General features: G+C 31.7%; 21 protein-coding genes and 1 pseudogene. 1 reads left to right on the top strand and 21 read right to left on the bottom strand.

Annotated features, from left to right (window positions below):
• Positions 1 to 224: 224 nt before the first annotated feature.
• The 19 genes and pseudogenes from OIU83_RS03175 to OIU83_RS03085 form a co-directional block, all read right to left on the bottom strand.
• Entirely contained in the window at positions 225 to 458 is a 234-nt protein-coding gene (locus tag OIU83_RS03175; RefSeq protein ID WP_264204821.1) for a hypothetical protein, read from the bottom strand.
• A gap of 46 nt (positions 459 to 504) precedes the next feature.
• On the bottom strand, positions 505 to 1,062 hold the full coding sequence (locus tag OIU83_RS03170) for an SLATT domain-containing protein (RefSeq protein WP_264204820.1): 558 nt from the start codon (positions 1,060 to 1,062) through the stop codon (positions 505 to 507).
• A 22-nt stretch (positions 1,063 to 1,084) separates the two neighbouring features.
• Entirely contained in the window at positions 1,085 to 2,389 is a 1,305-nt protein-coding gene (locus tag OIU83_RS03165; protein WP_264204819.1) for a nucleotide-binding domain-containing protein, read from the bottom strand.
• 3 nt (positions 2,390 to 2,392) lie between these two features.
• Positions 2,393 to 3,655, bottom strand: coding sequence for a restriction endonuclease subunit S (locus tag OIU83_RS03160; RefSeq protein WP_264204818.1), 1,263 nt, complete (start codon positions 3,653 to 3,655; stop codon positions 2,393 to 2,395).
• Between the two features lies 1 nt (position 3,656).
• A complete protein-coding gene (locus OIU83_RS03155; protein ID WP_264204817.1) occupies positions 3,657 to 5,189 on the bottom strand; it encodes a type I restriction-modification system subunit M in 1,533 nt (510 codons plus the stop codon).
• Positions 5,190 to 5,210: 21 nt separating this feature from the next.
• On the bottom strand, positions 5,211 to 5,429 hold the full coding sequence (locus tag OIU83_RS03150) for a hypothetical protein (protein WP_264204816.1): 219 nt from the start codon (positions 5,427 to 5,429) through the stop codon (positions 5,211 to 5,213).
• 7 nt (positions 5,430 to 5,436) lie between these two features.
• Entirely contained in the window at positions 5,437 to 5,994 is a 558-nt protein-coding gene (locus tag OIU83_RS03145; protein ID WP_264204815.1) for a restriction endonuclease subunit S, read from the bottom strand.
• 283 nt (positions 5,995 to 6,277) lie between these two features.
• Positions 6,278 to 7,549 carry a relaxase/mobilization nuclease domain-containing protein gene (locus OIU83_RS03140; RefSeq protein WP_264204814.1) on the bottom strand — a complete coding sequence of 424 codons (1,272 nt, stop codon included), beginning with the start codon at positions 7,547 to 7,549 and terminating at the stop codon, positions 6,278 to 6,280.
• A complete protein-coding gene (locus OIU83_RS03135; protein WP_264204813.1) occupies positions 7,534 to 7,929 on the bottom strand; it encodes a plasmid mobilization protein in 396 nt (131 codons plus the stop codon). Before OIU83_RS03135 ends, OIU83_RS03140 begins: the two co-directional genes overlap by 16 nt.
• A gap of 226 nt (positions 7,930 to 8,155) precedes the next feature.
• Positions 8,156 to 9,055 (bottom strand): toprim domain-containing protein, encoded by a 900-nt coding sequence (locus OIU83_RS03130; RefSeq protein WP_264204812.1) that lies wholly within the window; start codon positions 9,053 to 9,055, stop codon positions 8,156 to 8,158.
• A 230-nt stretch (positions 9,056 to 9,285) separates the two neighbouring features.
• Positions 9,286 to 10,119, bottom strand: coding sequence for a WG repeat-containing protein (locus OIU83_RS03125; protein ID WP_264204811.1), 834 nt, complete (start codon positions 10,117 to 10,119; stop codon positions 9,286 to 9,288).
• Positions 10,120 to 10,224: 105 nt separating this feature from the next.
• A complete protein-coding gene (locus OIU83_RS03120; RefSeq protein ID WP_264204810.1) occupies positions 10,225 to 11,004 on the bottom strand; it encodes a DUF7738 domain-containing protein in 780 nt (259 codons plus the stop codon).
• Entirely contained in the window at positions 11,001 to 13,415 is a 2,415-nt protein-coding gene (locus OIU83_RS03115; RefSeq protein WP_264204809.1) for a Het-C domain-containing protein, read from the bottom strand. Before OIU83_RS03115 ends, OIU83_RS03120 begins: the two co-directional genes overlap by 4 nt.
• Positions 13,412 to 13,756, bottom strand: coding sequence for a hypothetical protein (locus OIU83_RS03110; protein ID WP_264204808.1), 345 nt, complete (start codon positions 13,754 to 13,756; stop codon positions 13,412 to 13,414). The genes OIU83_RS03115 and OIU83_RS03110 overlap by 4 nt, the downstream gene beginning before the upstream one ends.
• 3 nt (positions 13,757 to 13,759) lie before the next feature.
• Entirely contained in the window at positions 13,760 to 15,568 is a 1,809-nt protein-coding gene (locus OIU83_RS03105; RefSeq protein ID WP_264204807.1) for a type VI secretion system Vgr family protein, read from the bottom strand.
• A gap of 34 nt (positions 15,569 to 15,602) precedes the next feature.
• Positions 15,603 to 16,013: pseudogene (tssD, locus tag OIU83_RS03100) on the bottom strand (type VI secretion system tube protein TssD).
• 738 nt (positions 16,014 to 16,751) lie between these two features.
• Positions 16,752 to 17,207, bottom strand: a complete 456-nt coding sequence (locus OIU83_RS03095; protein ID WP_264204806.1) for a hypothetical protein — start codon at positions 17,205 to 17,207, stop codon at positions 16,752 to 16,754.
• 1 nt (position 17,208) lies between these two features.
• Positions 17,209 to 23,859: an FG-GAP-like repeat-containing protein gene (locus OIU83_RS03090; RefSeq protein ID WP_264204805.1), complete on the bottom strand. Its 6,651-nt coding sequence runs from the start codon at positions 23,857 to 23,859 to the stop codon at positions 17,209 to 17,211.
• A 3-nt stretch (positions 23,860 to 23,862) separates the two neighbouring features.
• Positions 23,863 to 24,321, bottom strand: a complete 459-nt coding sequence (locus tag OIU83_RS03085; protein ID WP_264204804.1) for a T9SS type A sorting domain-containing protein — start codon at positions 24,319 to 24,321, stop codon at positions 23,863 to 23,865.
• Positions 24,322 to 24,579: 258 nt separating this feature from the next.
• On the opposite strand from OIU83_RS03085, the gene OIU83_RS03080 reads away from it, so the two are divergent.
• Complete coding sequence (locus OIU83_RS03080; RefSeq protein ID WP_264204803.1) at positions 24,580 to 24,756, top strand: histone H1; 177 nt, start codon at positions 24,580 to 24,582, stop codon at positions 24,754 to 24,756.
• Positions 24,757 to 24,959: 203 nt separating this feature from the next.
• Here the strand turns inward: OIU83_RS03080 and OIU83_RS03075 are convergent, their stop codons facing one another.
• Together OIU83_RS03075 and OIU83_RS03070 are read right to left on the bottom strand one after the other, a co-directional pair.
• On the bottom strand, positions 24,960 to 25,187 hold the full coding sequence (locus OIU83_RS03075) for a DUF3781 domain-containing protein (protein ID WP_264204802.1): 228 nt from the start codon (positions 25,185 to 25,187) through the stop codon (positions 24,960 to 24,962).
• A 139-nt stretch (positions 25,188 to 25,326) separates the two neighbouring features.
• A complete protein-coding gene (locus tag OIU83_RS03070; protein ID WP_264204801.1) occupies positions 25,327 to 25,584 on the bottom strand; it encodes a helix-turn-helix transcriptional regulator in 258 nt (85 codons plus the stop codon).
• Between the last annotated feature and the right edge of the window lie 265 nt (positions 25,585 to 25,849).

Here is a 25,849-nt window from a genome sequence, read left to right as displayed (position 1 = left end):
GTGTTGTTATATTCTGTTCATAGGATATATCCAATTATTGAAACCTTAATTTTTTTAATTGAATAATTTCATTTCCTCTTCAGTTGAAGGTCTTTTTATAAGTAATTACAATACCAGTATTTAACTGATGGGATCTTCTCTATATGATAGTTATTGTATTGTTTATCTAATTTCTGAAGCTATTGTTTTACTATTTTAATTCTTTTGTAAATTATTAATTAGCTCTATTTTTTATTTATCAACTCATCAATATCTCCATCTTTGACAATTGGATTGCTGTTCTTCCAGGTTTCTATTTCTTTATTTAATTCAATTAGTTGGTCTTTAGTAATGTCTGCCAGTTTTAATTTAATTTTTTGAAGCTTCAGATATGATTCAGTTGCCATCTCCATATCTGAAGCTTTTTCACATTTAACAGCATGTATCTTCGATGCTTTTCTAAAAATTGATAATCCCATAATTTTCTTTTAGTTTTATATAATAGTTGTTCAAAAAAGTAAATCCTTATATCGATCTTCTTAAACTTTCAGGTAAAAACTTATCAATTTCCTCAACCGAAAATGTAAATTCTTCATTTTTTTGTAAAGCTTTTGAAGCGATTTTATATGCTTTATTTATTGTTTTTGGAGCACCTCTGTATGTATTTACCAATTGATCATTAAGCTTATTTCTCTCTATTTGATAATCACCCACATCTTTATTGCCAATTCTAATATCAACTAATAATGATAATAACTTCTCTCTAACTTCTAGTATATCCAATGCAGCTTGTTTGTGTTTTTCAGCTAATGCCAATAAATTATAGTCTTTTGAGTATAAGGTTAAACATAACAACGTTGTTGAAAACAATGCCGCAAGAAATTGAAAAACAATTCCTTCTCCAAAGATCACTACTAATATACTTGTTGTTGTTAATGCTGATAGGATTACCTCTGTTATTTTTAAACAATCATTTCTTTCTTTTAAAACATCCGCACATTTTTCGTGCGTTTTGTGAGTATAAATTACTCTTCCGTATATTTCTCTAATTTGAGATTCTAATAATTTTTTTTGTTCGCTCATAGCTTGTTCTTTTTTTATAAAATTATGCTGAAATAGGTACGTCAATTGAATCTTTTGCTACTACTATGTTGTTCTTAATAATATAACACTCAACATAATGTTCACCATTAAAATTGGTAGTTTCAATTATTTGTTCACTTCCAAAATCGTTAGTAATTTGTCCTCTAATACAATTTCTTTTAATTGCTTCATTTCCTCTGTTTGTGACTTTCCATTTTACAATATATGGATGTGGTATATTTATTTCTGAAATGAAAAATCGAAGTGATTTGCCACTTAACAAAGGATACTTTTTTCTTAAATAATCTCTTAGGAGACCCTCCCTAAAACCATTTTGTTTAACTTCACAATCAATCTCAAGATTGTATCTGATTTCAATAGGATATAAATTTTCTATATATTCCTCATTACTTTTATACGATAGATTAAGAGCTCTTGCTTCGCTTTCTTCGTTTTGATATTTAGGGAAATCATTTCCGTAAATATCTCGCCATTTATTATGTTTAGTCTTATCCGAAGCAGCATCAATAGCTTTACAAGCAAGGTCATACGCTTTTTTAGATTTTCTTCTAAAAGATTTTCTCACTTTTACACGTTGTTTACTCCCTAAAGCTCCATACTCTTTCTGATCTTTAGGTTGATCGTATAAATATTCAAAAAAATCTCGACTCATTTCATCAAAATAAGCAAAGCTTTTAGTATCATAATTTGTAGTGGAATTTAAGAAATTATATGCTAAAGTATCGATTAACAATCCGCCCATGCAAACACCATGTTTATTCTTCCAAGACCTAGCCATCTTACAAAGTCTCCTGAGATTTCTATTCTTATTTGGTTCTGCTTCCAACATTGCATCCATTTCTTTTCTTGGTTTTGTAATCTTCCACGATCCATCGCCATAAGTATCTGGATATTTATAATCTTGATATTCTACTTCAAAAACAGGCTGAATATCTATGTGGCTACCATCTGAAAAACTTACCGTTACAACACATCTGTCCACTTTTATATCTGAAGCAGAATATGTTTTTTCAATTGCTTTTTTTGTATCTTGTAATAATTTTGATTGCCCACCACTTTTATTATAATCATTCCACTTAGAATTAGGCATAATATACAACATATCTAAATCTGAAATACCTTTAATTCCACTATATCTACCATAAGAGCCAACCTGTAAACTATTTGCAGTTGTTGATTCTGTATCACGAAAATATTGATTTAACCCCTTGGTTATTCGACCATATCTGCTAGATATTGTAGTCGCTTTATCATCTATAATTTTAATATTGCCTAGGAATTCTTGGAAGGTTTCAGATGTATTCATATTTTAATATTGGTTTGGTTGTTTTTTCTCTAGGGTTCTAATTTTACCAGTTAATAACTGTTGCATCAAGCCCTTTTTCTGTAACTGTAAAGCTTTTAATTTTTGTAGGTGTTGGTTGAGTTCTTCTGTCGCTTTGTCGAGAATGTTTGCTATTACTTTTTGTTCCTCAACATCAGGTATTTTAATTTCTAATTTTAGAAAATCTGTTTTACTCATTACTCTGTTTCGACCTGCACCACCTGGAGAAATTAATTCCAATAAAAATTTGAACCTTTTTTGTAAAATAAAATGTCTAAAATATTCAGGTATTGCATTTTTAAAATTGAATGTATAGGTTGGAAATCGATGTGAAACCAAACCTCCTTCATCTTTTTTACTAACTATTGCTACTGCGTGTTCCCAAGCGAATGTGATATTTATAATTAGATCATTTTCTTTTACTTCGTACATTGTTTCCATTGCAATAGAAGCTGGATCAAAATCCTTTTTATGAAAAATCCCTTTACCGTGACTTCTTAAACCTAGTGCCAAATAATTTTCAGTAGGTTTTAAAATAGGTCTGGGGGCAAAATTTAAACATTCATTCATAACTTTTACTTTCCATTTTTTATCAAAACCTTTCATCCTGATTTTTCCAGAAAGCAACTGCTGTGACAACCCATTATTTCTAATTTTTAGATTATCAACAATTCCTTTGCAATTGTCTATTGCTACGTCCCAAGTAGATAATATTGAAGAAATTTTTTGTTGTTCAGGAAGTGGAGGCATTGGGAGGTAGAGTTTTTGTAAATCTCCTTGACCTATATTTGTCCTTACTGCCCCTTGACCACTTTGAATAATTTGATTTCTAACTGTTTTTGAAAGAAAACAGAATTTTTTGAAATCTAAATTCAATTTGTTATTTTTTGAAACACCGCGAATAACAAAACCACCAAAAACTACTTTTTCATCACTCAAATAAACTGCTGATAATCCAACTTCAGATTGAGTTTCGGAAGTTCTATTAAATAAAACATCCCCTTTATTTACTGCGTAATTATCTAATTGTTTTTTTGTGATGATTACACTTCCTTTTATCATATCATTTGTTATGTAATTATTATAAATAACTTCCATAACATTGATAAATTTCACTCCTTCTCCATAGAATTCTTTTGACGCATTAATTCCGTTCTTGAAATCAAATAAATCACCAAATGAAATTACTTCCCAATCAGAAGGAATTAATCCGATTGTTGTTTCAATGTATTTAATATTTTTAGTCATATTAAATAAGATTTAACTCTTTCAAGTAGTTTTCCATCTGGTTTTCTACTTCGGTTAGTTGTTTCTTCAATTCAGTAATATTATTATGCGTGGCTTTAATATCTATTTCTTCCTCTTCTTCAAATGTATCTACATAACGAGGAATATTAAGGTTGTAATCGTTTTCTATAATGTCAGCAATAGTAGCACGGTAGCTATATTTATCTTCTACTATAGCTCCTTTTTCGGAAATTAAAGGAGTAACTGATTTAAATGTCTTGAATGCTGTTACAATATGCTCAATATCAATTTCTCTTAACTTATTTTGATTTTTACCATTCTCAAATTCTCGACTGGCATCAATAAATAAAATATCTTTATTACTTCCTTTTCCTCTATTGAAAATTAATATAGCTGCTGGAATTCCTGTGCCAAAAAATAGGTTGGCAGGTAAACCAATAACAGCTTCTAATAAATTTTCGTCAATTAGTTTTTTACGAATTTGTCCTTCGCTACTGCTACGAAACAACACACCATGTGGAACAATCACCCCCACTTTACCCACATCTTCATAGGTGGTTTCTATCATGTGACTTATAAAAGCATAATCTCCTTTGCTCTTTGGAGGAATTCCTCTATGGAAACGGTTAAACTGGTCGGAGGCAGCTGTATCGGCTCCCCATTTGTCAAGCGAAAAAGGCGGATTGGCACCCACAATATGGAATTTCATCAATTTGTCATTTTCCAATAGTTTTGGATTATTAATAGTATCTCCCCATTCTATAGTGGCACTGTCTTGTTCATGCAAAAACATATTCATACGGCATAATGCCCAAGTACTACCGTTATTTTCTTGTCCGTAAAGTGAATAATTTTTACCCTCAATTTCATCTGCCATTTTAATCAACAGAGAGCCTGATCCTGCGGTGGGATCACACATTCTGTTACCGGGTTGTGGATCTAGTAGTTTTGCTAATAGTGTACTGACTTCGCTTGGCGTGTAAAACTCTCCGGATTTTTTACCACTTTCTCCAGCAAATTTTGAGATTAAAAATTCATAACTATCTCCAATGACATCATTATTTTTTAAGTGTGATGGTTGCAAATCCAGTTCTGAAAAATCTACTAATAAGTTTTTCATAATAGCATTACGCTGTTTGGTTTGACCAAAAACGGTTTCAGAATTGAAAGAAATACTACGGAATACCATTGCTAATTTAGAACGGTTGGCATCCTCTAAAGCTGTTAATCCTATATCGATAATTTCTCCAATGTTAGGTTCGTTTCGGTTTTGGAATAGGTGATCAAAATTGCTTATTTCTGGTAATATAAAACGCTCTCTTTGTAATTGACGTTTTACCATTTCTTCATTATCTGGATACTTAATACGATATTGTTCTACCTTATCTTTCCAAACATCAGATAGATATTTTATAAACAATAGTGTAAGTATATAATCTTTGTATTGTTCACTTCCCATTACTGGACGTAAAGTATCACAAGCTTTCCAAACAATATTATTGATTTCCTTTTGAGTAATTTTATTCTCTGCCATAGTGGTTATTTTTTGGAGCTATTATTTTTTATTGTTATTTACTAAATCATTTAAAGAAGCAATATCGTTTTTTTCTAAATAAGTACCCAAATGCATATCGCTTCTTACATTCAGATCAATGTTATACTTTTGTTCGATAGTTCCTATGTGTGTATCACTTCTTTTTTGTCTTAATTCTTCGTTGTCATTTCTGCTTCTGTCCCCTCTCATTCCTGGAGCATCATTTTTTATTTTTGTCATCTTGTGATTATTTTATAATTGTTGAAATTGTTGTTTGAAATAATTTTTGTTTCTCTTTGACTAAGGCATTTGTAAGCTCAATATCTTTTAGATATAGTTCTTGTAATGCTACAACTTTTTGTTGTTCTTCTAATGGTATTAAATTAAAGCTAAAGTCTGCTAACTCGTTTTTACGAATTGAAGGAATAGAACTCCCAGCACCTGATTGCTGAAAGTGCAGTAAATTTTTTGGTAGATTAAGTACTGAAACCAAATAAGCTGGGATAATTCTAGTTTTATCAGTACGTAAAATAAAAAATATAGAAGACGCAACAGCTTTACCAAGTTCTTCTCTATACAATGATGCAAAAAAACGAAATCCTTTTGCTGCAAAAAGAATATCTTCATTTTGTAATAAATTTGTTATCGATTTTGAATCCTCTTCCAAAAAAGTATCATTATCTATGGTATATTGCCCAAATTCATTAAAATGTTTGGCTTGCAAATATGGAATAGTGCCATTTTTACTGGGTTGACCATAGTAACCAAACTGAATATTTGCTATTTCTTTTAACTTAATTTTCATTGCATTATTTTTGTAATGTTATTCATTTATAATGCAAATATACATAAATAAATCAAATAAGTAAATTTATTTTATTGTAGAACTATTCAAAAATATAAAATATTGAAAATTTCAATGTGTATTTAGTAATACTATTTCGTGTTTAGCAGTATTTTTTCAAGTTACTACTACTACGAGATTGTCCCCCCTATTTTAAAAAAAGATTACTAATAAAATTTAATTATTAATTGAGTTGTCTTGAAAAGCGTTGTCGTTTAGTTGATACTGTAAAAAAATCTATAACTTAATTAGATAATCCTCTTCTCATTTTCTTCTTTCTTTTGTTTTTCAATTGATTCGATAAATAATCAGACGAATATTCAGCCCTCATAATTATATCCAATGCTTTAACCAAATCAGGAATAGTAAGCGAATCTTTTTGATATTGAAGGTCATCAATCAATAATTTTTTAGAACGAGGCTTATCATAAATCTGATTTCTTTTTTCTTCACCCGCAACCTTTAATCCGCATCGTTCTTCAATAGCTTTTGCGCTGTATTGTTTACCCAAACTACTGCCGTTAAAAACATTTTTTGTAGTGTGGTCAACATAGGTAATACCATATAGCAAGCCCTCTGTGCTTTTTCTAAAAACGGTACTGATTCCTTCTTTTTGCAATCTTCTTGCTAGTTCAGTCAAGGGCAATATAGGTTCTCGTAACAATGCCATATCAATAACATTTTTCACCCTTGATTTATCGGACATATTTCTAATCTCATTGATCTTAAATTTCTCTTCTAAAAATTTTAAAGTTGGTTTAGTGTAAAAACTACTCGCTTTAATTGGAACACCAATTGGTTTGCCTTTTGCGTTCAATATATGATAAACCAATCCTCTAGCTAAAAACATTTTAGAATCTTCACCACCACGATCAGCCATTACATTGTATTGTTTAAGGGCTGCATTAAGTTCTGCAAGACTACCATATTTGTAATGGTTCACAACTGTATTAAGAACATTGAATATAGCTTTCTTTGATACAACCTTTCCGTATTGAATGCTTCCTATTGAAATAGGTTCTAAACCAAATTCTTCTTGCTTTTTTCTTCCCTCTGCTTTAACCAATCCAAAATATTCTTCAATCTCCTTTCTGGCAGGTTCTGATTTTCTCATGCCTATATTGTGTAAGTCTATTCGTTTTCCATCCTTTTCGATATTTACAGTAACCACATGTAAATGTTGGTGCTTCGTATCGTTATGTTGATATACCAAATAAGGCTGTTCACCAAAACCGATTTTCTCCATATAGCTGTCTGCAATAGTTATTAGCTTTTCTTTAGAATGATTTTCAGATGGGTCAAAATTCAACGAAATATGTAGCGTATTGCATTTTACATTTTCGTTTAATTCGGCTCGTTTTATAAAGCGATTAAGCTTCATAATATCTGTCATTTTATCGACGTAAGTAGGATAGTTTCCAGCTGCGATACACTCAGCTACACCTATTTTTACTTTGTTCTCATTGTAATAAAAAACACTTCTGATTGAATGTGTTGATTTTATGATTGCAACCATTTGTCTGTAATTTTGGAGGTGTGTCTTCCAATCAAATCTATCTTATCATTTATTATTTTTTTATCAATTTCAAAACTGATAATCCAGACTTTAAATTCGGGAATTTGTTGTAACGTGTGCAGTTTTTTCACTGTCTGATTTAAATTAATTCCAATAGCGTTTAACTCCTTACGAAGTACTATTGTTTCTTCTATAAAATCATCCAAAGATTGATTCCTGTAAGTAGTTGTAATACTCTTGTCGAATAGATGCTTACGCAAATAATCACTAAGCTTACGGCAAGTACTAATCTTCCATTTCTGCTCAATTTTCACATATTCTTCTGCTGTCAGTCGCAAAGTAATTTTGCGTGTTCTGTTTGAATTTTCTCTTTCCATCATCTTTCAATTTCATTGTTATCAAACTCTTTTTTATCCTTTTAGTTTCACTGCCCACGAGTTCCGAGTATGAGGCAGCAAGATCTGGTTGTCCGACAACCATACATCTTGCTGAGTGCAGGAACGTTGCACTGTTTTAACTTTTTTTACGTTCTTTAGTTTTTCAATTTTTCAGTGACTGCTCAAAAATTCACTGTCATTGAAACCGTAAATAAGTTGTGAGCGATTTTTATAATCTACGTCCTAAAGATTTTTTGGGAGCTTTAGCAGGATTCATAATCCAGTCGTTAAAATCATTGTGGTTTTTGTAAAGCATGCTTTCATCTTTGTATTTAGAACTCAAAGAAAGTGCACGCTCGGTGCAAGTAATTCCTGTTAAGTCCCTATCAAGATAAAGTCGAATATGTTTATGATATTCCATAAAAGGACGTGCTCTTTCAAAAAAAGAAACAGAATTTAAAACAACAAAATCCTGAGCGTTTTCGGGAAGGTTTTTGGTAGTCGTTTTATAGGATAGAAAGTCTATGAATCCTTCAAAGACTAACGCTTGTTCAGAACCATTATTTATGGTCGTAATATCTTTTGGAGAACTACTGTTTTTGAAATAAGGATTACGGATTTCATAACCTCCTGAATTGTTTTTAAAACCAATTCCGTAATAATTTGTATCATTTAGTTCATAACGAACTTCAATACAGAATTGTTCTGCAATTTCAATAGGTATTTTTCTTTCTTCAAGATATCTTAAAAGTACAGGAGAAGTAAGTGGAAAATTCTCTAGTATTTTGATTTTAGGATCTGTTCCAATATTTTTATTTGGATGTACAAATGCAGGCTGTTGAAGTGAAAAATTAATATTGACTTTTTCTAGAAATTCGCTAACAGTACAGTTATGATACAGTATACCAAAATCAATTAAATTACCACCTTTACCAAGACCATGGTCAAACCATAGATTCAGTTTTTGATTAACTTTGAAAGAGGGAGTGTTTTCGTCCCGTAGTGGAGAACTATACCAAAAATCTACATTTATGACTTTAGTAGGATTGTATCCCAATAAAGATAAATAATTGGTTATATCAATTTTTTTAGCTTCCTCAGTTGAGAGCCATTTTTTTCTAAAATCCATATCCATACATTTTTCAAATTTATTCTTCTGCCAACCTACAAAGTTAAACAAGAAAAAAATGTAAAACCTAACATGGATATATTATGTCCATGACAGGGTTATGGTTTGGAATTCATTTTTATCTTCCAGTAAGATACTAAGTTAATCAAGAAAAACATGTTTTTTTCGTCTGCATCCCAAACCGAAATCAGACTTGATAAAAGCTCATATATTTGGATTTTCTAATTTTATTAATCTATCAATGATTTTTTTTTATTTTCAAAACTATACTTCTTTATTAGTTTGCCGTCAAGTGTAAAATGATAATAATATTCATCTTTTTTAGCATGAAGATAGGCTTGTAATCTATAATGCTTTAAAGAATCATATACAATTGGTAAAATAGTCCGCATACTAAAATCTATCAAACCCCATTTATGGTTTTTTGTTACTATAATTGAATTATTAACTACCTCACTCATTTCTATTGTTTTGGTAGGTTTTATGAGATAGTTATTACTATCATCAATAACTCCATTTTTTCCATTAATTTCCACAACAGCATATCTTTTACCATTATTATGCACAGTAGAAAAATCAGAAATAAAGTCATATAAAAAAGGAACCAAAATATTATTTTTATAATCTAGAACTCCATATTTTTTATTTTGCATAGCAATAATAAATCCTTCACTCTCTAGCCTTATCTCATTATATTTTATTGGAACAATAATTTCATTATCATCATTAATTATCCCATAATAGTTGTTTTTTTTAACTACTATTTTTCCGTTTTTCACATAAAAAAAATCAAAACTATTTTCTAGATTAATAATATACTTTCCTTCTCTGTTTAGCAATGCATATCGAGTATTATTTAAGCTATCAATTTTGGATACGATATAATATCCATCGATATCATATGATGCTGAACTAAATTGTGGCTTTACTATTATAGTACCATTTTTAAGAGCATATCCTAGTCCTTTACCTCTATGACGAATAATATCTAATTCTGATTTATTCTGTGCACAAACAGAGTTAACTGTAAATGTTAGAATTAACAAATAAATGTATTTTATCATTACATTTTTTTTAAAATGCATAGTATTGCCATTTGCTATGCACAACTCCCATGAACTGCAAATTCCACTGCGTATCCCCGTAAAAATACTTCATCTATACCAAAATTAATACTTATAATATTCCTGTCCTTTATCATGTACAATGCGTATGTATTCTATTTCACCTTCGGTCTGACGATACATAATATTATAAAAATCAGCTTTTTCTTGTTCTTCAGGAGTTAAAAAACCATTAAAAGTTGTAAAATAACCATTAGACAAAGTAGTAGTAGAACCATCTTCTAGTTTTGCATTCAAATCTGCGTCATAATATTTAATTACAGGCAAATCTGCTGCTGCTCTTTTTTTATTAATATCTGACACTTTCATACCTGCTTTTACTTCTGTTCCTTCTATGTTTAGCGGTTTTGCATAAATTTTAAAAGGATAAATGAAATTCTTTGGAGCATCAGATCCTATGGTTAAATTTTTGTTTATTTCTTCAATAATGTTTTTATCATTATACAATTCACTGTAATCATTCCTTTTTCTTATTGATTCTAATGTTTCTCTACCTTTTGCCTGTTCTAATTTGCCCATTTGTCCCAAAGGACTATCAAGATTCATAAAGAAAATGTGGAGTTCATCAATTTCTGAATTCTTTTGTGTTGAATTTATTGATATTCCTAAAGAATCCCATACATATTGTTCATAAGGTATTTTTCTATCATATTTACCAAAAATTTTCTCCCATTCGGCTATGGGTTTGCCAAAAGGCAATTCTTGGTTTTTATAAGTAATAGCATGCTCGCTAATATAAAAATCGGTTTCTAGCATAGGTTCTTTTTTAAAATTTTGGCATTGCATAAAAAAACTACTCAATATTAATATTACTAATTGTTTCATTTAAAATAATTTAAAATTTCCTGCGTCTTTTTGTTACTTATAGTTCTTTGAGTTACCTGTTCAGCATGTTCATAGACCGTGGCACTTTGGAGTCTAAATATTAATTTTTCATTAGCAATTGCCCATTTATTAACTGCTTCATTAGCCCAATCCGTAACTTGGTAAACTGGATGCAACGTGTATTTTTCTATCACATATTTAGCAAGTATATCTCCTTGAGGGTCACTACCAGTCTCCCAAGCATCCAAAACTCTTGTGGCTACATCTTTCACTGCTATTTTAGCAAGTTCAGAAGCTAAAGGATTAAGTGGGTGATTAAGAGCATCTTTAGCTATTTGGGTATGAGTTGGATCGGTACCATAGTTTTTATTACTATTTTCTGTTTGTTCTATTTTTAAATCATCATCTATTGAGCCCAAAACTAAGTTGTATGCTATATTATTAAACGTTGCTAAGGAATCTCCCATAAAACTGAGTCCTCTATCTATTGTCCTTCCTAACCAACCAGAGAATTCTACAGCCTCTGCTTTAATATCAATCAGTTTTAAATAATTTTGATACATATTAAGTAACTCTGAACTCTTCATCCCCATATAAACAGGATCTTTTTCCAGACCATCGGTCTGTTGTCCAGTAGATAAATCTTCTAAAGTGGTCAATATAAAGGCATCCTGAAAAGTTCTGTCTCCAGGCTTTCTTTGCACATAATCTTGTATCCCAACAGGAAACATTTTGTCTCCTGCTTTGGGCAATACGCTTGCCATAGTATCATCTAGCAAAAATTTACCCGTTACTATAGGAATAGTATTATAATCTGCACCTTTCATGTCTTGTACCCATGGATACACGAGACTCAATTGTTTTCCTAACTCACTATTTTTATTTTGATCAAGAAGCAAACTTCCTGCTTTTATTAACGCCAATTCTACAAAATTAGTATGTGAAAAAAAATCTTCAAGCACATGAAAAGCAGCTCCTAAATGTCTAAAACCATCTTTATTTTTACCATATTGCACCGCAAGTTTAAGCTGTTGAAACATATAAACATCAGATGTTGGTCTTTGAGGATCAGGGACATCTTTTGTAGCTATATAATTTTTTAGGTTAAGTCCATTTACTACAAGTGTTTTAGCGTCTTCTCCTGCATATAATTTTTTCGTAGTAAAACTTCCTTTTGGATATTCATACTGAAAAGAAACACTAAGACTACTAAAATCTTTTAAACCTTTCGGATTGTCTATATGTTCTTCTGGTCGATATATACCCAAAATATCTTTAGTAAGTTCTCCATATTCTTTTTGAAAAGTCTTTACATGATTTTTATAATTAGGAGTAAATTTATCCGAACCAAATACGAATTCTTTGGCTGCTAATATTTCTAAAAGTTTTACCCAACCATCGTGAGACATCTTGTATGGATTCATTTTAAGCAAACTATTAAGATGCTCAATCTTGCTCTGTTTTATTTTGTCAATATCTGGTTTTTCTAGTCTTATAGTACTTTCTAATATAATTTGAGAATAATCACGAAGCCAATTCCCATAATAGATTTGCTTAAGTTCTAAAGGAGTAAATTTCAATCCTATTAATGCCTCTCTTTCAATTCCTCCGTGCATTCCAGCCTCAAAACCGGCACCAAAACCCTCTTCGTCTTCTTTTGGGTTGGCATCGTACTGCTTGTCTTCTCCTACATATTCTTTTACCTGCGTATGCAACTCAGAAAAATCTATTATCAAATCTCCTGTAAAGTTTGGGGTTTCTACTTTAGCAAAACAAAGCTGTGTTTCTTTAAAAATATCAAAATTAAATAAGGCATAAGCAAACTTAGCTCCTTCATCTATATAATCAGTATCTTCTATTCCGTTGGTCGCGAGCTCAGTTCTTAAAATATTATCGATATGATGACCATACTCTTCTACCAAAGCCGACATCAATTCTGCCCTTGCATCATTGTCTTTTACTGCCAAATCAACAAAATGTTCCCAAACTAATATCTTTTTTTTATGATTACTATAATTGGCTTTTCTTCCTCTGGCAGGAAATTTTGTAACCACAATCTCTGGAGGGGTAATAGATTTATCACTTAGCCCTCTATATAACTTACTCAAAGCACTTGCTTCAATTTCTTCACCAAAAACCCCAACCATAAAAAACATAAAAGGCAACTCATCTAATTGTTTTGCTAAAGCTGAAAGTTGTTCATGCGCGTAAGTACTTTCAAGTTTATATTTACTTTCGATGATTTCTTGTTTAGGAGGTCTTTTTGGCTCGCCGTATGTAATTCCGTTTTCAACACCAACTTCTGTAATTGTTTTAGCAGATGTAGTTACTATATTTCCTTTGGCATACATATTATAATTACCACCTGTGGTTTTAATTATTTTTCCTCCTACAATTCGTATTCTACTCATAATTTGATAGTAAATTTAAGATTCATAAAATCATAAATGTGCATTTGTTCATCTTCATAAAAGGTCTTTTCTGCAAGTTCCTGAATGTCTTTATCGCGCAAATAAGCTATCATGCTTCCATCATTTCTATTTATGGTTTGCCCTACATGAGTCAAGTTAAAAACTTCAAAATTAATTGAAATCGTAGCACTGTAGTTCTGAATTTTATTTTCATTCGAATCATCAAAACTCATTCTCTGAGTAATCAAATCATAATAAAAACGAGCTTTATTTTTATTGTTAATTAGAATTAAAGAATTAGTATTCAGAATAATGTTTATTTCGACTACTGTTTTTACCATTAATTAATTTGATTTAGATTTTTCTGCGCTGTTGTTCTGTATTTCTTTTTCAGAATGCTTATTTATTGTACCATTACTGGAGGATTCAATTCCTTTTTCGCTCATTTCTTGTCTTTCCTGCTCTGTATGTGATTTTAAATCTCCCATGATATGTTCTATGAAACTACCTGTTACATTTAACACATTATCACCGCCAACAGTTGTTGAGTGCATCATACCCACTACGGTTGATTTATCAACGCCTGCACTTTCACCTATATTCATTCCTGCAATGGTACTAATACTCTGTGAAGCATTAAAATTAATATTTTCAGCATTAACAGTAAAAGTTTTAATAGCATCAGTTGTAACATTACCTTGTCCGTCTTGAAAAACTTTACTTCCTGCTTTATCTTGTGTTAATATAGAACCATCGGCATCGTTGATTACGATTTTACATCCACTTCGGGTTTGAATTACTTTTATATCGTTTTGTGGTGAGCCATAGCCCGAAGATTCGTTACCATTATATTGAGTTCCCATAACATATGGATTTTGTGCATTTCCACCTTCAAAACCGACTAATACTTCTTCTTCAATTTCAGGGATAAAATAAAACCCTTTTCCTGCCCCCGAATGTGGCTGTATCATACGAATCCATTCGCTTGACTTAGTACTGCTAGCCCAATAAAACTCAACTTTTACACGTCCTAATCCTTCGGGATCGTTATTGTCTATTATTTTAGCAGGTTGCGTTTCTGCTTTTGCAAAAACATGCACATCTGTATAATGAGGAGCTACAACATCAGCAGGAATTGCTTTAAACTCACAAGAATAGTTCCCATGTACTTTTGAGTGATGTATGGCTTCTATAACAATAAGTTCATGTTCTACAGTTTGATTTATGATTGTAAATACTTGTCCAATTCCTAATGGAAGGTATGATATTCCGTTATAATACACACTATTAGCATCGCTGCCCGCAGTTTGTAATCTAACCATTTCCTCAATTTCATCTTTGCTTTTAGCATTGTTTGTATAAGCAGCAACGCTTAAATCACCTTGTGCAACAGTCCTTTGGTTAAAACCTACTATAGACGAAAAACTGTCTTTACTACCTGAAGAAGTCCTCGCAGCGGAATCTCGAATTCCCACGGCACTATTATAATTATAACCCGCTAAAGAAATTTTATGTGCAGCCATATTGGTCTGTATCTTAAAACTATGTAAAGATGCCCCGTTAATTAGTTTTGTTTTACTAGCTTTTGTTTGTCCAAATTGCATGCGCATTCCATCAAAATAAAACCATTGCCCATAACGTGCTGCCAATCGTTTTAGGAACTCAAAACTGGTTTCGTTGTATTGTGCCATGTATTTGAACTCTTTAAGGTATGTTGATCTTATAGCATCTCTTTGATAAAATTCACCCGGACCTTCGGCAAAAATACCCAGTGCGATATCGTCCATTCCTCGCTCCAAGTACGTTCTGGATTTCTTCATATCATCCAAAACAATAGTGTGGCTTATTCCTGTAACATGTAAACCAACTGGACTACCGTGTAGGTCAACTGAAGAAAGCTCTGTTACGATTCCTTTGCTCATTAGTCTAATTCCTGTAAGACTCTTAAAAGTAAAAATAACTTCATCTCCCAAATAACTTCTTAATGCTTTTGCTTGGTCAGCGGGCTTGATTATTGCCTTGCCAGTATATTGCCATATAAATGAAAAATGATGATGGTCTGCCATTTTTTGCGATAGCTTTAAATCGTAATAAACAACGTTTTGAGTAAAACTCCCTATAGTTATATGTACTTGTTCTGAGAAATGTGCCATAATAATATGTACTTGTTTTATTTAATTTTTAAATTTAATCTAGTGCAATCCAGTTGTTAAAAAATTTAGCATCGCCAAAAATCAATTCTTTAGAAACCAATTCCATTGTGATTTTCATTGGTACTTCGGTAGTACTGGTAAATTGCTTATCGTAGCTAATGCAAAAGGCTTTAACAAATGTTAGTTTTTTCATTTTGCTTAATGCATCCCTTCTATAAAAAATGATCTTCCCGTCTTTAGCCAAATCTCCATATAACATTCAAGATAAAAAACTACTACTTTGGTTGGCTTCTATTATCATTTTTATGATACCACCTTTGGCATTTCCAGTAGGTTTACTCGTTGTATCTATTTCTTGTTTAAAGCTAATATTGAATTCAAGGATATTGTACTCTCCCCCGTCAATATGTAATTTGGATAAAAACTTATTTGTGAACTTATTAATAAATTAAAATACGTAAAAATAATCTTTCAAAAATATAACATCATATAGATGAAAGCAATACCCACTTTTAGTGATATTTTAAAAGTTAACTAAAATAAAAAAACTGTTAACAGAACAATCTTAATGTAATATTACTTTTAATGATAATAAATTGTATGGTCAATTTGATTTTCCTTATTTTAGATAAAGTAAAGAAATAACTTATAATTAGTCGGCTATAATAAGTTATATAAATATAATATTAAGACTTTTATAACTTTCTTTATGAGTTAGTAGCTAAAATAAGAGATGATTTAAGTAAAACAGATATACCTGAGATGTAAACCTATCAAAATCTAAATAAAGATAAAGTTAAAAGCATAAGTATATTCTTTTAATCAATATACATTTTATATCCACAAAAAATTAGAGTGTTTTCATGAAGAACAATTGGAAAATCTAAACAATCTTTTATTTCTTTTTTCCATAATGGGTAGAGAACAAAATGAGGTCTATACTCTTCAGTTCGTGGAAGCTTTATCAATTCTATACCAAAAACAGATATTTCATGAAAGCAAAAAGCTACAACTTTTTATCGTTGTAGCTTTCTTGCCTTTATTGTTATTGTAAATTCTCCGCGGATAAGAATCGATGAAGTACTGGATCGTACAATCTTGCATTCATATTAATTAAGCCAATGCTTTGTAAGTGCTCATGTCCAGTATAGCCACAATCGAGGATAGTTAGTCCTGCTAGGTTCTATAAAAACTCAATTAAAACGTTTTTTACGTCAGCTTTTAACAACTCCATATTTGTATCTAATTTTTTCTTTTTTACTAGTTCCTCCAATAGATCCAGTTTTTGTAGAATTGACTCTCGTAAAAAATCATATCGTTCGGATTCATTTTTATTAAAGAAATTTTCATTATTTACAATTATAGGAATTCCGATAGATTTTTCCTTTTTTCTATAATTCTCTATTTCTTTTAAATGAAGAAGTTCTAATGATGAGGGATTTACGTTAAACTGAAACAATATTAGTATTAAATCTTTACCATAATTTTCATGTTTTAATTTTTTTAATGGATCACAAATTCCCTTTTCTCCCCATATATATGTTCTAAACATATCTGCTAAATCTATAAAATCTTGTTCACTTAAATTAGGATCAAACCCTACATTCAAGAAACATCCTAGAATATTATCTTTTATCATTTTAATGCATATTTTTATTTAATGTACCTCTTTTTATTACATTTTGCTGATACTCCCATTGATAAGCTTCAAGCCTATTAGGAAATTGCTTAATTCGTATCATTTGTTTATCCTCCATAAAAGCTTTAGTGTATCTCGAAAGAGGATTGGGTTTACTTGTAATTCCGTTTTTTAAAAACGTTCCATCACTCGAGTATAATTTATATCCCCACGTCGGTTTCAAGCTTTTTAATGAGTTTCCGTGAACAACTGCTTCTTTGGCAACAGCTTTTACCTCAGCAAAAAATGCCTGTCTTGCACCATTTGTTACAAGATTGGCAACAGTTGTCATCGGAACAGCGCTTACAATTTTTAGATTTGAATCAAACCCTGATAATTCATTTCCGTATCGATCACTTCCTGTAATATTTCCCTTTAATCCATCCCATAAGAGTGCCACTGGATTAAATTGATCTGTTTCATAGACAAATCTACTAAAATAATCCATAAAACTTCCGTTTCCAGTACCTCCATAAAATTGTCCACTACCTGTAGTAGCAATAGAACCACCATATGTATTAATATTAACATAGTTACTCATATTAGGTGGAGGTCCAGACTCATGACTTTTTATCCCAAATATGGACTTAAAGTTATCACTTACCCAATTACCTCCAGATTTAAATCCATCACTCCATTTATCGAAGTTTAAATTCCTGTTAGCCCAATCTTTAATCTTTAATTTATCCCAAATAGGATTAAGATCCGTACTTGTATAACTTCCATTACCATCTCCTGGATTGATTTGAATTCCTCCACATCCTTCACATATATCACCACTTGGGTCAGTATATCTCAAGGGGTTATTATATACGTAACCATATTGGTTAAAATTCTGTGTATTTCCAATATTCTGTACATAATTATCCGCGGATAGGAATCTATGAAGTACTGGGTCATACAATCTTGAATTCATATTTATTAAGCCAATGCTTTGTAAATGCTCATGACCAGTATAGCCACGATCGAGGATAGTTAGTCCCGCTAGCGTAGTACCAACTCCATCCTGTACTTTAAGTATTTTACCCCAAGCATCATACAGTCGTTTTTCGACTATCTGACCGCTTTCATCTGTGATTGCCATAATATTACCCTGATAATCACGATGTAAGTACAGATAATTTGCTTGATTAATTCCGTCACTTTTTGAAACCGCAGGGGCTAAATATCCATCACCACCAACATAAGTTACAAATTCTATTGCACCGGTAACTCGATTTTCTTTTATCTCCATTGTACCATCAGCAGAGTAATGTTTTCGAAGTGGTTGTGATTCCTTAACAGGAACGACACCACCATAAAACATAATACTTCTTTGTCCATCTCCATTATAAGTAAGGTATAATATGTCAATACCCTTTTCCTCTATACTTGAAGGACTATTAGATGCATTGTATTTAATATCTAGATCTAGTTTTGTAAGGGCATTCACTGAAGCTTTAGTTAATTTTACATCATCAAAACTTACAAAACCATTACCTATTTGTGTCCCAATAGCATCTGCGCGTATTTCTAATAGCTTGATGCTAGCAGGTACAAGTATTGTTTTCTCTAAAAATATCCATTCACCTCTAGTCTTTGTTGTTAGAATCTCACTTTTGAAAGGAGTGGTTTCATTTTTTCTATATTCTAGGAAAGTTAACTGTGCTTTTGGATTTGAAGTATAAACCCAAGCTGATATTTTGTATTCTGTATCGATTGTATTATCAATTTGAATTGTTTTATTCGCTGTAACATAGTTAATCATATTAGCTCCTGATGTATCTAAACGTAATCCATGTTTACCGTTATAATTAGAAAAAAGTCCAAAACTAATCTTTAGTGGATCATATGCATTTTTCGACCATCCCGTTTGTCCTTCCATATCATCAAAAAAAGCGATCCCTCTGTTTTTATAATAAAGTTCGGCTTCTGGAGATAGAGTTATCGACGTATTTTGATTAGGTTTGGTACTTGTGTCATAGTTATATGTTCCCAGCATATTGTCCTTTATCTTTCCGGATGCTTCATAGTTTTGATTTACCTGAGTTCCTAAACCATTAGTGAACTCTTTAAGCCTGTCTAAATCATCATATTTGAATATTTCTGCCCAATTACCAAATGTATTGTTACTGCGATTATCAAGGTTGTCTGTAGTCTTATTAAAATTAGTAGTTAAGGTCATAACATTCCCTGCGGGAGCTACAGTTCTATCATGTTGTATTTTTGTAAGGTATCCATCTGAGTCATATGTATTAGTCATTGTTATTCCATTACCAACAATATTTTCCACCATTTGACCCCTTGCATTTAAGATATTTGTTTGCCAGAGGATCTTATTAGTTAAATTATCTACTATCTGGAAAAGGTCACCGTTTTTGTATACATTTTTTATTACGACGGTACTCATTTTTGCACCAAGTTCAGCCTTCTTAGTTTCAATTTCGATTCTTCCTAGATCGTCGTATGCGAAAGTGTTTGTAAATTTACTAATCCCAGTTTTTTCTTCAACAATACTGATAATCCTTTTAAAAACAGGATCATATGCCATTCTTGTGTAAATGGTATTAGTTCCTGTTGGTTCTAGCTTATCTGTAAAAGTTGTTAGTATCGGTAACTTCGTTGTATTATCATATTCATAAATAGTTTCTGTATCGGTTAATGGACCTGTAATAGTTTTTTTTATTGGTTTTCCAACTTCATTTCTTGTAATAGTTGTTACAACACCTCGATTTTGAACAGTCTCCGATTTCAATTCTCCAAAATCATTATTTTCATATACATACGTTCCTGCTGTGGGATCAGTTAATTTAGTTTTACGTCCCCAACCGTCTTGCTCTATTTTTATGGAAGTTCCATTATAGTCAGTTTGTTTTAAATTTCCATTCGCGAAATACTTATAATTAATAATTCCTCCAATATTTTCCTGTTGAGAGATTATATTTCCAACAGCATTTATTGTTGTGGTTTTAGTTTTTGTTCCGTCAGTGAAAGTTGAAGTCATACCAGGAGGATAGCTCGAAGTAGTAACTTTTCCAGTATAAAAATTGTTTTGAACGGGTCTACTATAAATATCAAATAAGGTTTCATTCCACTGTGATGCAGAGCTTCCAAAATAGGGTTCACTTACTTTGAAATTTCTATCATAAATATCATATTGATAGTCAACATATGAAAAAGTGCCATTGATGTCTTTTGTGCCAGACTTTATTTTTCTGCTCAAATCGTCAAAAGTCTCTTCACTTGCACTTCCATCATCTCCTGTTTCAGTTATTATTGTTTTAAACAGATTTTTTGAATAAGAATACGCAGTACTTTTGTTTAAATTATCATTTTTTGCGGTAAGCTTTTTATACCATCTATCGTAGGTATAGGAGTTTGATAATCCATAAGCATTGGTTTCCTTTTTAAGGAGTCCATTATTTGTGTCGTATTCAAAATTTGTTTCCAGTCTTTCCAGATCTGTTACTTTTGTTATAAACCGACCTGACAGATCATATTCATAATCTGTTATCCGCGGAGTAAGAGCTGGTGCGGTTATAGTTTTCTTTGTAATATTACCAAAAATATCGTAACCATTCTCTTCTGTAATTATTCCTGTTCCTGTTCCCTTTTTTTCAACTTTATGGAGTAATTGTTGTCCATTATATGTATACGATTCTTGAGTAGTCATCGTATGATCAGCTATAGCAACACTTTCATCTTTAGTGAGAGGTCTGCCAACAATGAAAAGTGAAGTAGTTGTTGTAGGAGGTTCGTAAGTAATATCACTTATATTTGTTTGTATAATACTGGATCCTCCTTCTTTAATTAAAGTAGTTGACTTAATTGGATTGTTCAAAGCATCATATAAAGTGGTAGTTTCGCTACTACTCTGGTTCAAGCCATTGGTGTCGATCTTGGTCTTATTCTGTAGTTTAAAAACTTTATTTAATTGTAGTGCCTCTGTAGCCGTATTATAAGTAAGTACCGATTTTGATAAAAAACTTGGTGCAGTAAAACCTTCATATGGGTATGCCATATAATTCAAAGCGTAGTTTTCTGTGAGAGCGCCTCTTAAATAAATATCCTTTTTAGAAATATTTGATAAAGGTGCTGTAGTGTCATCATGCCAATTGGTCTGCATTACCGAACGGAACCCTATGAATCCTAATCCTTCATAATTAGTAACCGCGCCATAGTAGCCAAAAAGTTGTTTTTTATAAACCGTTGCACTTTGCTTTTCTAGTTTGGTAACTATTTGAAAGTCTGGGGAAGCTACAATATCATAATAAGGGTAGTTTTCCATTCCTCGACTAGAAGAGTAAATCGAGTTAAAACTATTCTTGTAAGTAGGATCAAGTGGTTGATAAGTAATTGTTTCTCTTACACCACTACCAGTAGTAATTGTTTTTAAGAGGCAATCTTTTTTGGAATCCTTTAATGAATTAAAAAAGTAAAGTTTGTCATTATTTAAAAAAGCAATTTCTAGCTTTGGTTTATTTTTGTCAACTGTAGGAAGAAAGACAGGAAGGGCACTGATGTCAACTCCGGCAAGTAGACCACTACTGGCTTGCATTAAATTAACAGCAATACCTCCCAAACGTGAATATGATTTAATAGATAATGTTCCTGCAGTGTTAGCTGTATTTCTTGAACTACTTACTACTAATAAGTCCGATTTACCATCGTTATCATAGTCAGTCGCTGTAAAATTATATGTATTATAGGGATCATTGGCTGGAAATGTAAAGGATCCGTAAGTTTTTGTTTCTTTTATTAAACCTACTCCTGTTGATGAGTACCTATACCATTCTCCAAATCCTGGACCTCTTGCAATCATGAAGTCTTCTTTTCCATCGCCATTATAATCCCCCATGAGAATTTCGGTGGAAAAAACAATGTTGACATCTGTTGTTTCATTTACTAAAACAAATTGTTTATTGTCATTTAAGGAGTAGATCCTTACTCGTCCTGTATCAAAAATATAAACATCTGATTTTCCGTCACCATCAAAATCAGCAACTTTTACTTTACTTGTTGATTGCACAGGTAATGGTCCCGAAGAATTCATGAAATTTGTAGTTAATCGTCGATCCATATTAATAAAATAGGAGCCTCCACCAAAACCACCTGTTAAACTTGGAAGTTCACCGTTCTGACAAGGTCCTAGGTAATTGTATGTACCTTTCTTTTCTATAGCAACAATATCTGTTAGACCGTCTCCGTTAAAGTCTCCACTTATGTACATTTTTGGTATAGATAAAGTTTCTTCAAGGGCAGGTCGCGGTTTTTCGCAACTTAAAGGGTCTTCAGTATAGTAAGTAAAAGTTGGAAAGCCAACATACTTCTCATATTGGGGGCATATTTGGAATGTGTCACAGTAGGAATAAGTAACTAATTTAGCACCATCGCCATTTTGATACGCGATGGTCCAGCCCTGCATTGGCATTAATTTATTATTCCAACTTAACCACGAGACTGGGAAAATTTCATCAAATGGATCGACAGTTCTTGATACTCCCCAGTTTGGTACAGATTGGTCAGTTCGATTGGGGTTAATACCAGTGAAAAGCCAAAATTTTGATTTCGTTTGAGGTCCTTTGGTTGGATATAGTATAAAATCCATACTTCCATCCCCATCAAAATCACCAGAAACTGTTTCGGCATTATCTGATGTAATTGATCCAACGCTTAATGATTGTGGGTTTGCGGAATAGTTGATAGAGTCTCCGGTTGTCTCATAAGTAAAAACAGTAGGGTTATAGCTTTTTGATCCATCACCACTTGTTTCAGTAATCCTTTCCAAACGCTCGTACTGAGCAGAAGTGTACATATATGCTAAAGTATAAGTTCGATAGCCAACACTATTTCCAAAAACTTTAATTTCTTTAAGTAAAGTATCTGTTATTAGATTTTGTCCTCCAATATAAGCTTGTTCAACTCTTGTTCTGGGAACATAACTAAATCTAATTTCATTTATGGGAGCTGTGGTTGTTCTTGTCCCATATTTAATGGATGCAAGGTTTAGCACGTTATTTGCAACGTTGTAACTATAACTCATTCTAACTCCTTGAAGATTTTCCGAATACGTGATCGCCCAGCTGGTAACGGATACTGAATCTGTTGAATTGCCATAATATGCCTTTGAACCATCGGGATATTCTACAATAAAATAGGCTGGTCCATACTTTACGCCACTAGAATGGACGCCATACGATGTAATCCTTAAATTAGAATAATTCTCCGTTTCGTAAACGGTTCCATTAGCTCCATAAGTTCCACTTTTAGCAATTAATCGCTGTCCGTCTAAAGCAAAGCGATCAAAACTATCAAAATTAACACCATTTATAGTACCATCGTGAAATTTAGTGGCGGCTATTCTTGTAATTGATGAGATACCCGAAATATTCCAGCCTAGTCCGGCAATGCCATAACCACTCTGGCTACTGTAAGATAAACTTATTTGTGGTACCACACCATTAATTCCCGGAGGTACATCAATAGGAATATTGTAATTTGCTGCACCTGTTAAAGAAACAGTTAACTGCCCATCTGTAATTCCAGTTTCAGTTGAAGAACCCGTAGGAGTAGTTTGAGCAATTGTAAATAGACTATATGTTATAAATAACAATGAAAAGTAGAATTGTTTCATAAGTTATTGTTTAATGATTTTAATTGTTTTTTGTTCCCCACTAGAATAAACTAAGGCTACTATATAAACGCCAGTTGGATAGTCCCGAAAAGAAATGTTCTGAGAATTTAACTCTTTACTTTTTGAATAAGACTTGATCGTTTGTCCATTTAATCCATAAATCTGTATAGAGCTAACATAATTTTCATCAATCAGTTGCCATTTAAGATAGAGTTCCTCTTTTACTGGGTTTGGGTAATATGAGATGACATCTTCAGTTGAAAATTTCTGTAGATCCTCTTCTGTTATTGCTTCGATTTCTTTGGGTGTTTCTGTCACGGGTTTAGAAGTTGGACAGTTTCCTAGGCAAAATTCTCTTAAAGTTTGATTTCCTGAACTATCATAACTGAAAGTCACTTTTGATGTTTGTGCATTTGAGGTGAGACAAATTCCAAATAACACGAATAGTAATTTTTTCTTCATAGTAGTTTTCTTTAAATCCCTTATATATCTAACTTAAATTATGTATCTAGCAGTATTTTAAGTGATTGCCAAATATTAGATTCATTTTTAAGAATCACAATACCCACTTTTAGTGATATTTAGATTTTTTTGAATGAAACCAAAACCATAGGAAGAAACAATCGATATCAACTTTATGTTGCGTTCTTTTTTGAGCAAAATTTGGTTTATGGAATGCAAACTTTTATTTTTACCTACCTAATTTAATAAAACACAATCATGAAAGATTTAATCGAAAAAATCAATACAGAAATCGAAACGTTTAAAGGAGAATCTGAATCACTAATTGAAAAAGGAGTTAAAGCAGCTGGAGCAAGAGCTCGTAAATCAAGCTTAGAACTTGAGAAACTTTTCAAAGAGTTTAGAAAAGTTTCTGTAGAGGCTGCTAAAAAATAGTTTCGCTTAAAAAAGCAAACCCCGCTTAGATTATTTAAGTGGGGTTATTTTTGTCTAATTTCTCTTTTTTTTTTAATTTAAAAAAAAGTTTGACAATCATTAGAATAATTGGGGTAGTGTTTATTTCAGATATTTTAAATCCATTTGTCTTTTTTAGGTAATTATTTTTTAATTTTAGTAATTCGGTCAACAGTGATAATTCTTTATGTGTATGAGTTTACCGTAATTCGGATGTCATTTTCGATATTTGAAACGTAATAGTTTTTGCCGTTTTTCTGAAAGAATTTTTTTTGAGTTTCTTTTATGATATCAAAAAGCATTGTTTCAATTTCAGATTTTGTAAAGTTACTATTTAGTTTTTTGTTTATTCTGTCATAAACTAGCTCAGTGTAACAAATGTTATTCAAAATTTCAATTTTGTTTATAATCATTTTGTCATTTGGTTTTTAGTTAAAACTTTAATAAACTTGTCTGTAACATCTGTATAAGTTTGTTTAGTTATTTATGACGAAGTAGAATATTTAAAAAATTACTATTCCTCACAGTTTAGTGCAGTATAAAAGAAGATACCTAAGCATCTTCTTTAAATTTTTCATCATCAAAAAAATCTTTCAGCGTTATATCTAACATTTTACAAAATTTTTGAATAGAATATATAGTTACTCCCCTTTTATCGTTTGTACTTTCCCAACGATTAATAATTTGGCGGTCTATATCATGTCTTTTAGCAAAGTCTGTTTGAGATGGACTTGTTTTTAATCTTAAAAACTTTATTCTCTCTGCAATTTTTTTTTGCAATACAATATCTTCTTTTGTTAATTCTGCCATACTGCAATTTTGATCTTTTTCTATAATATTCTGTAAGCCACTTGGATTACAAATAATATTTAGTATCTTTGAATAAGATTTGATACAATTATTATAGTAATAATTAGTATCCTTTATTAAATTTGCGATTCTTCATTAAAAATATTTGAAGCATTCGCTTTGAATCTCGTATCAAAAAACTGGCGTTTTAAATACCACGAGAGGATAAGTAAGATGCTCACGTCTATTTTGGCGTGGGCTCACTTATTTGTGGTAGGGCGCCGCC

The organism is Flavobacterium shii (genome assembly GCF_025847235.1).
In the GTDB taxonomy this organism is placed as follows: domain Bacteria; phylum Bacteroidota; class Bacteroidia; order Flavobacteriales; family Flavobacteriaceae; genus Flavobacterium; species Flavobacterium shii.
The sequence above is the reverse complement of the archived record's forward strand: the minus strand, read 5'-3'. Positions and strand labels throughout refer to the sequence as shown.

Bases quoted from the DNA above. Each gene is read 5' to 3' on its own strand.
- OIU83_RS03175 (WP_264204821.1), bottom strand. From the start codon at position 458: ATGGGATTATCAATTTTTAGAAAAGCATCGAAGATACATGCTGTTAAA.
- OIU83_RS03170 (WP_264204820.1), bottom strand. From the start codon at position 1,062: ATGAGCGAACAAAAAAAATTATTAGAATCTCAAATTAGAGAAATATAC.
- OIU83_RS03165 (WP_264204819.1), bottom strand. From the start codon at position 2,389: ATGAATACATCTGAAACCTTCCAAGAATTCCTAGGCAATATTAAAATT.
- OIU83_RS03160 (WP_264204818.1), bottom strand. From the start codon at position 3,655: ATGACTAAAAATATTAAATACATTGAAACAACAATCGGATTAATTCCT.
- OIU83_RS03155 (WP_264204817.1), bottom strand. From the start codon at position 5,189: ATGGCAGAGAATAAAATTACTCAAAAGGAAATCAATAATATTGTTTGG.
- OIU83_RS03150 (WP_264204816.1), bottom strand. From the start codon at position 5,429: ATGACAAAAATAAAAAATGATGCTCCAGGAATGAGAGGGGACAGAAGC.
- OIU83_RS03145 (WP_264204815.1), bottom strand. From the start codon at position 5,994: ATGAAAATTAAGTTAAAAGAAATAGCAAATATTCAGTTTGGTTACTAT.
- OIU83_RS03140 (WP_264204814.1), bottom strand. From the start codon at position 7,549: ATGGTTGCAATCATAAAATCAACACATTCAATCAGAAGTGTTTTTTAT.
- OIU83_RS03135 (WP_264204813.1), bottom strand. From the start codon at position 7,929: ATGATGGAAAGAGAAAATTCAAACAGAACACGCAAAATTACTTTGCGA.
- OIU83_RS03130 (WP_264204812.1), bottom strand. From the start codon at position 9,055: ATGGATTTTAGAAAAAAATGGCTCTCAACTGAGGAAGCTAAAAAAATT.
- OIU83_RS03125 (WP_264204811.1), bottom strand. From the start codon at position 10,119: ATGATAAAATACATTTATTTGTTAATTCTAACATTTACAGTTAACTCT.
- OIU83_RS03120 (WP_264204810.1), bottom strand. From the start codon at position 11,004: ATGAAACAATTAGTAATATTAATATTGAGTAGTTTTTTTATGCAATGC.
- OIU83_RS03115 (WP_264204809.1), bottom strand. From the start codon at position 13,415: ATGAGTAGAATACGAATTGTAGGAGGAAAAATAATTAAAACCACAGGT.
- OIU83_RS03110 (WP_264204808.1), bottom strand. From the start codon at position 13,756: ATGGTAAAAACAGTAGTCGAAATAAACATTATTCTGAATACTAATTCT.
- OIU83_RS03105 (WP_264204807.1), bottom strand. From the start codon at position 15,568: ATGGCACATTTCTCAGAACAAGTACATATAACTATAGGGAGTTTTACT.
- OIU83_RS03095 (WP_264204806.1), bottom strand. From the start codon at position 17,207: ATGATAAAAGATAATATTCTAGGATGTTTCTTGAATGTAGGGTTTGAT.
- OIU83_RS03090 (WP_264204805.1), bottom strand. From the start codon at position 23,859: ATGAAACAATTCTACTTTTCATTGTTATTTATAACATATAGTCTATTT.
- OIU83_RS03085 (WP_264204804.1), bottom strand. From the start codon at position 24,321: ATGAAGAAAAAATTACTATTCGTGTTATTTGGAATTTGTCTCACCTCA.
- OIU83_RS03080 (WP_264204803.1), top strand. From the start codon at position 24,580: ATGAAAGATTTAATCGAAAAAATCAATACAGAAATCGAAACGTTTAAA.
- OIU83_RS03075 (WP_264204802.1), bottom strand. From the start codon at position 25,187: ATGATTATAAACAAAATTGAAATTTTGAATAACATTTGTTACACTGAG.
- OIU83_RS03070 (WP_264204801.1), bottom strand. From the start codon at position 25,584: ATGGCAGAATTAACAAAAGAAGATATTGTATTGCAAAAAAAAATTGCA.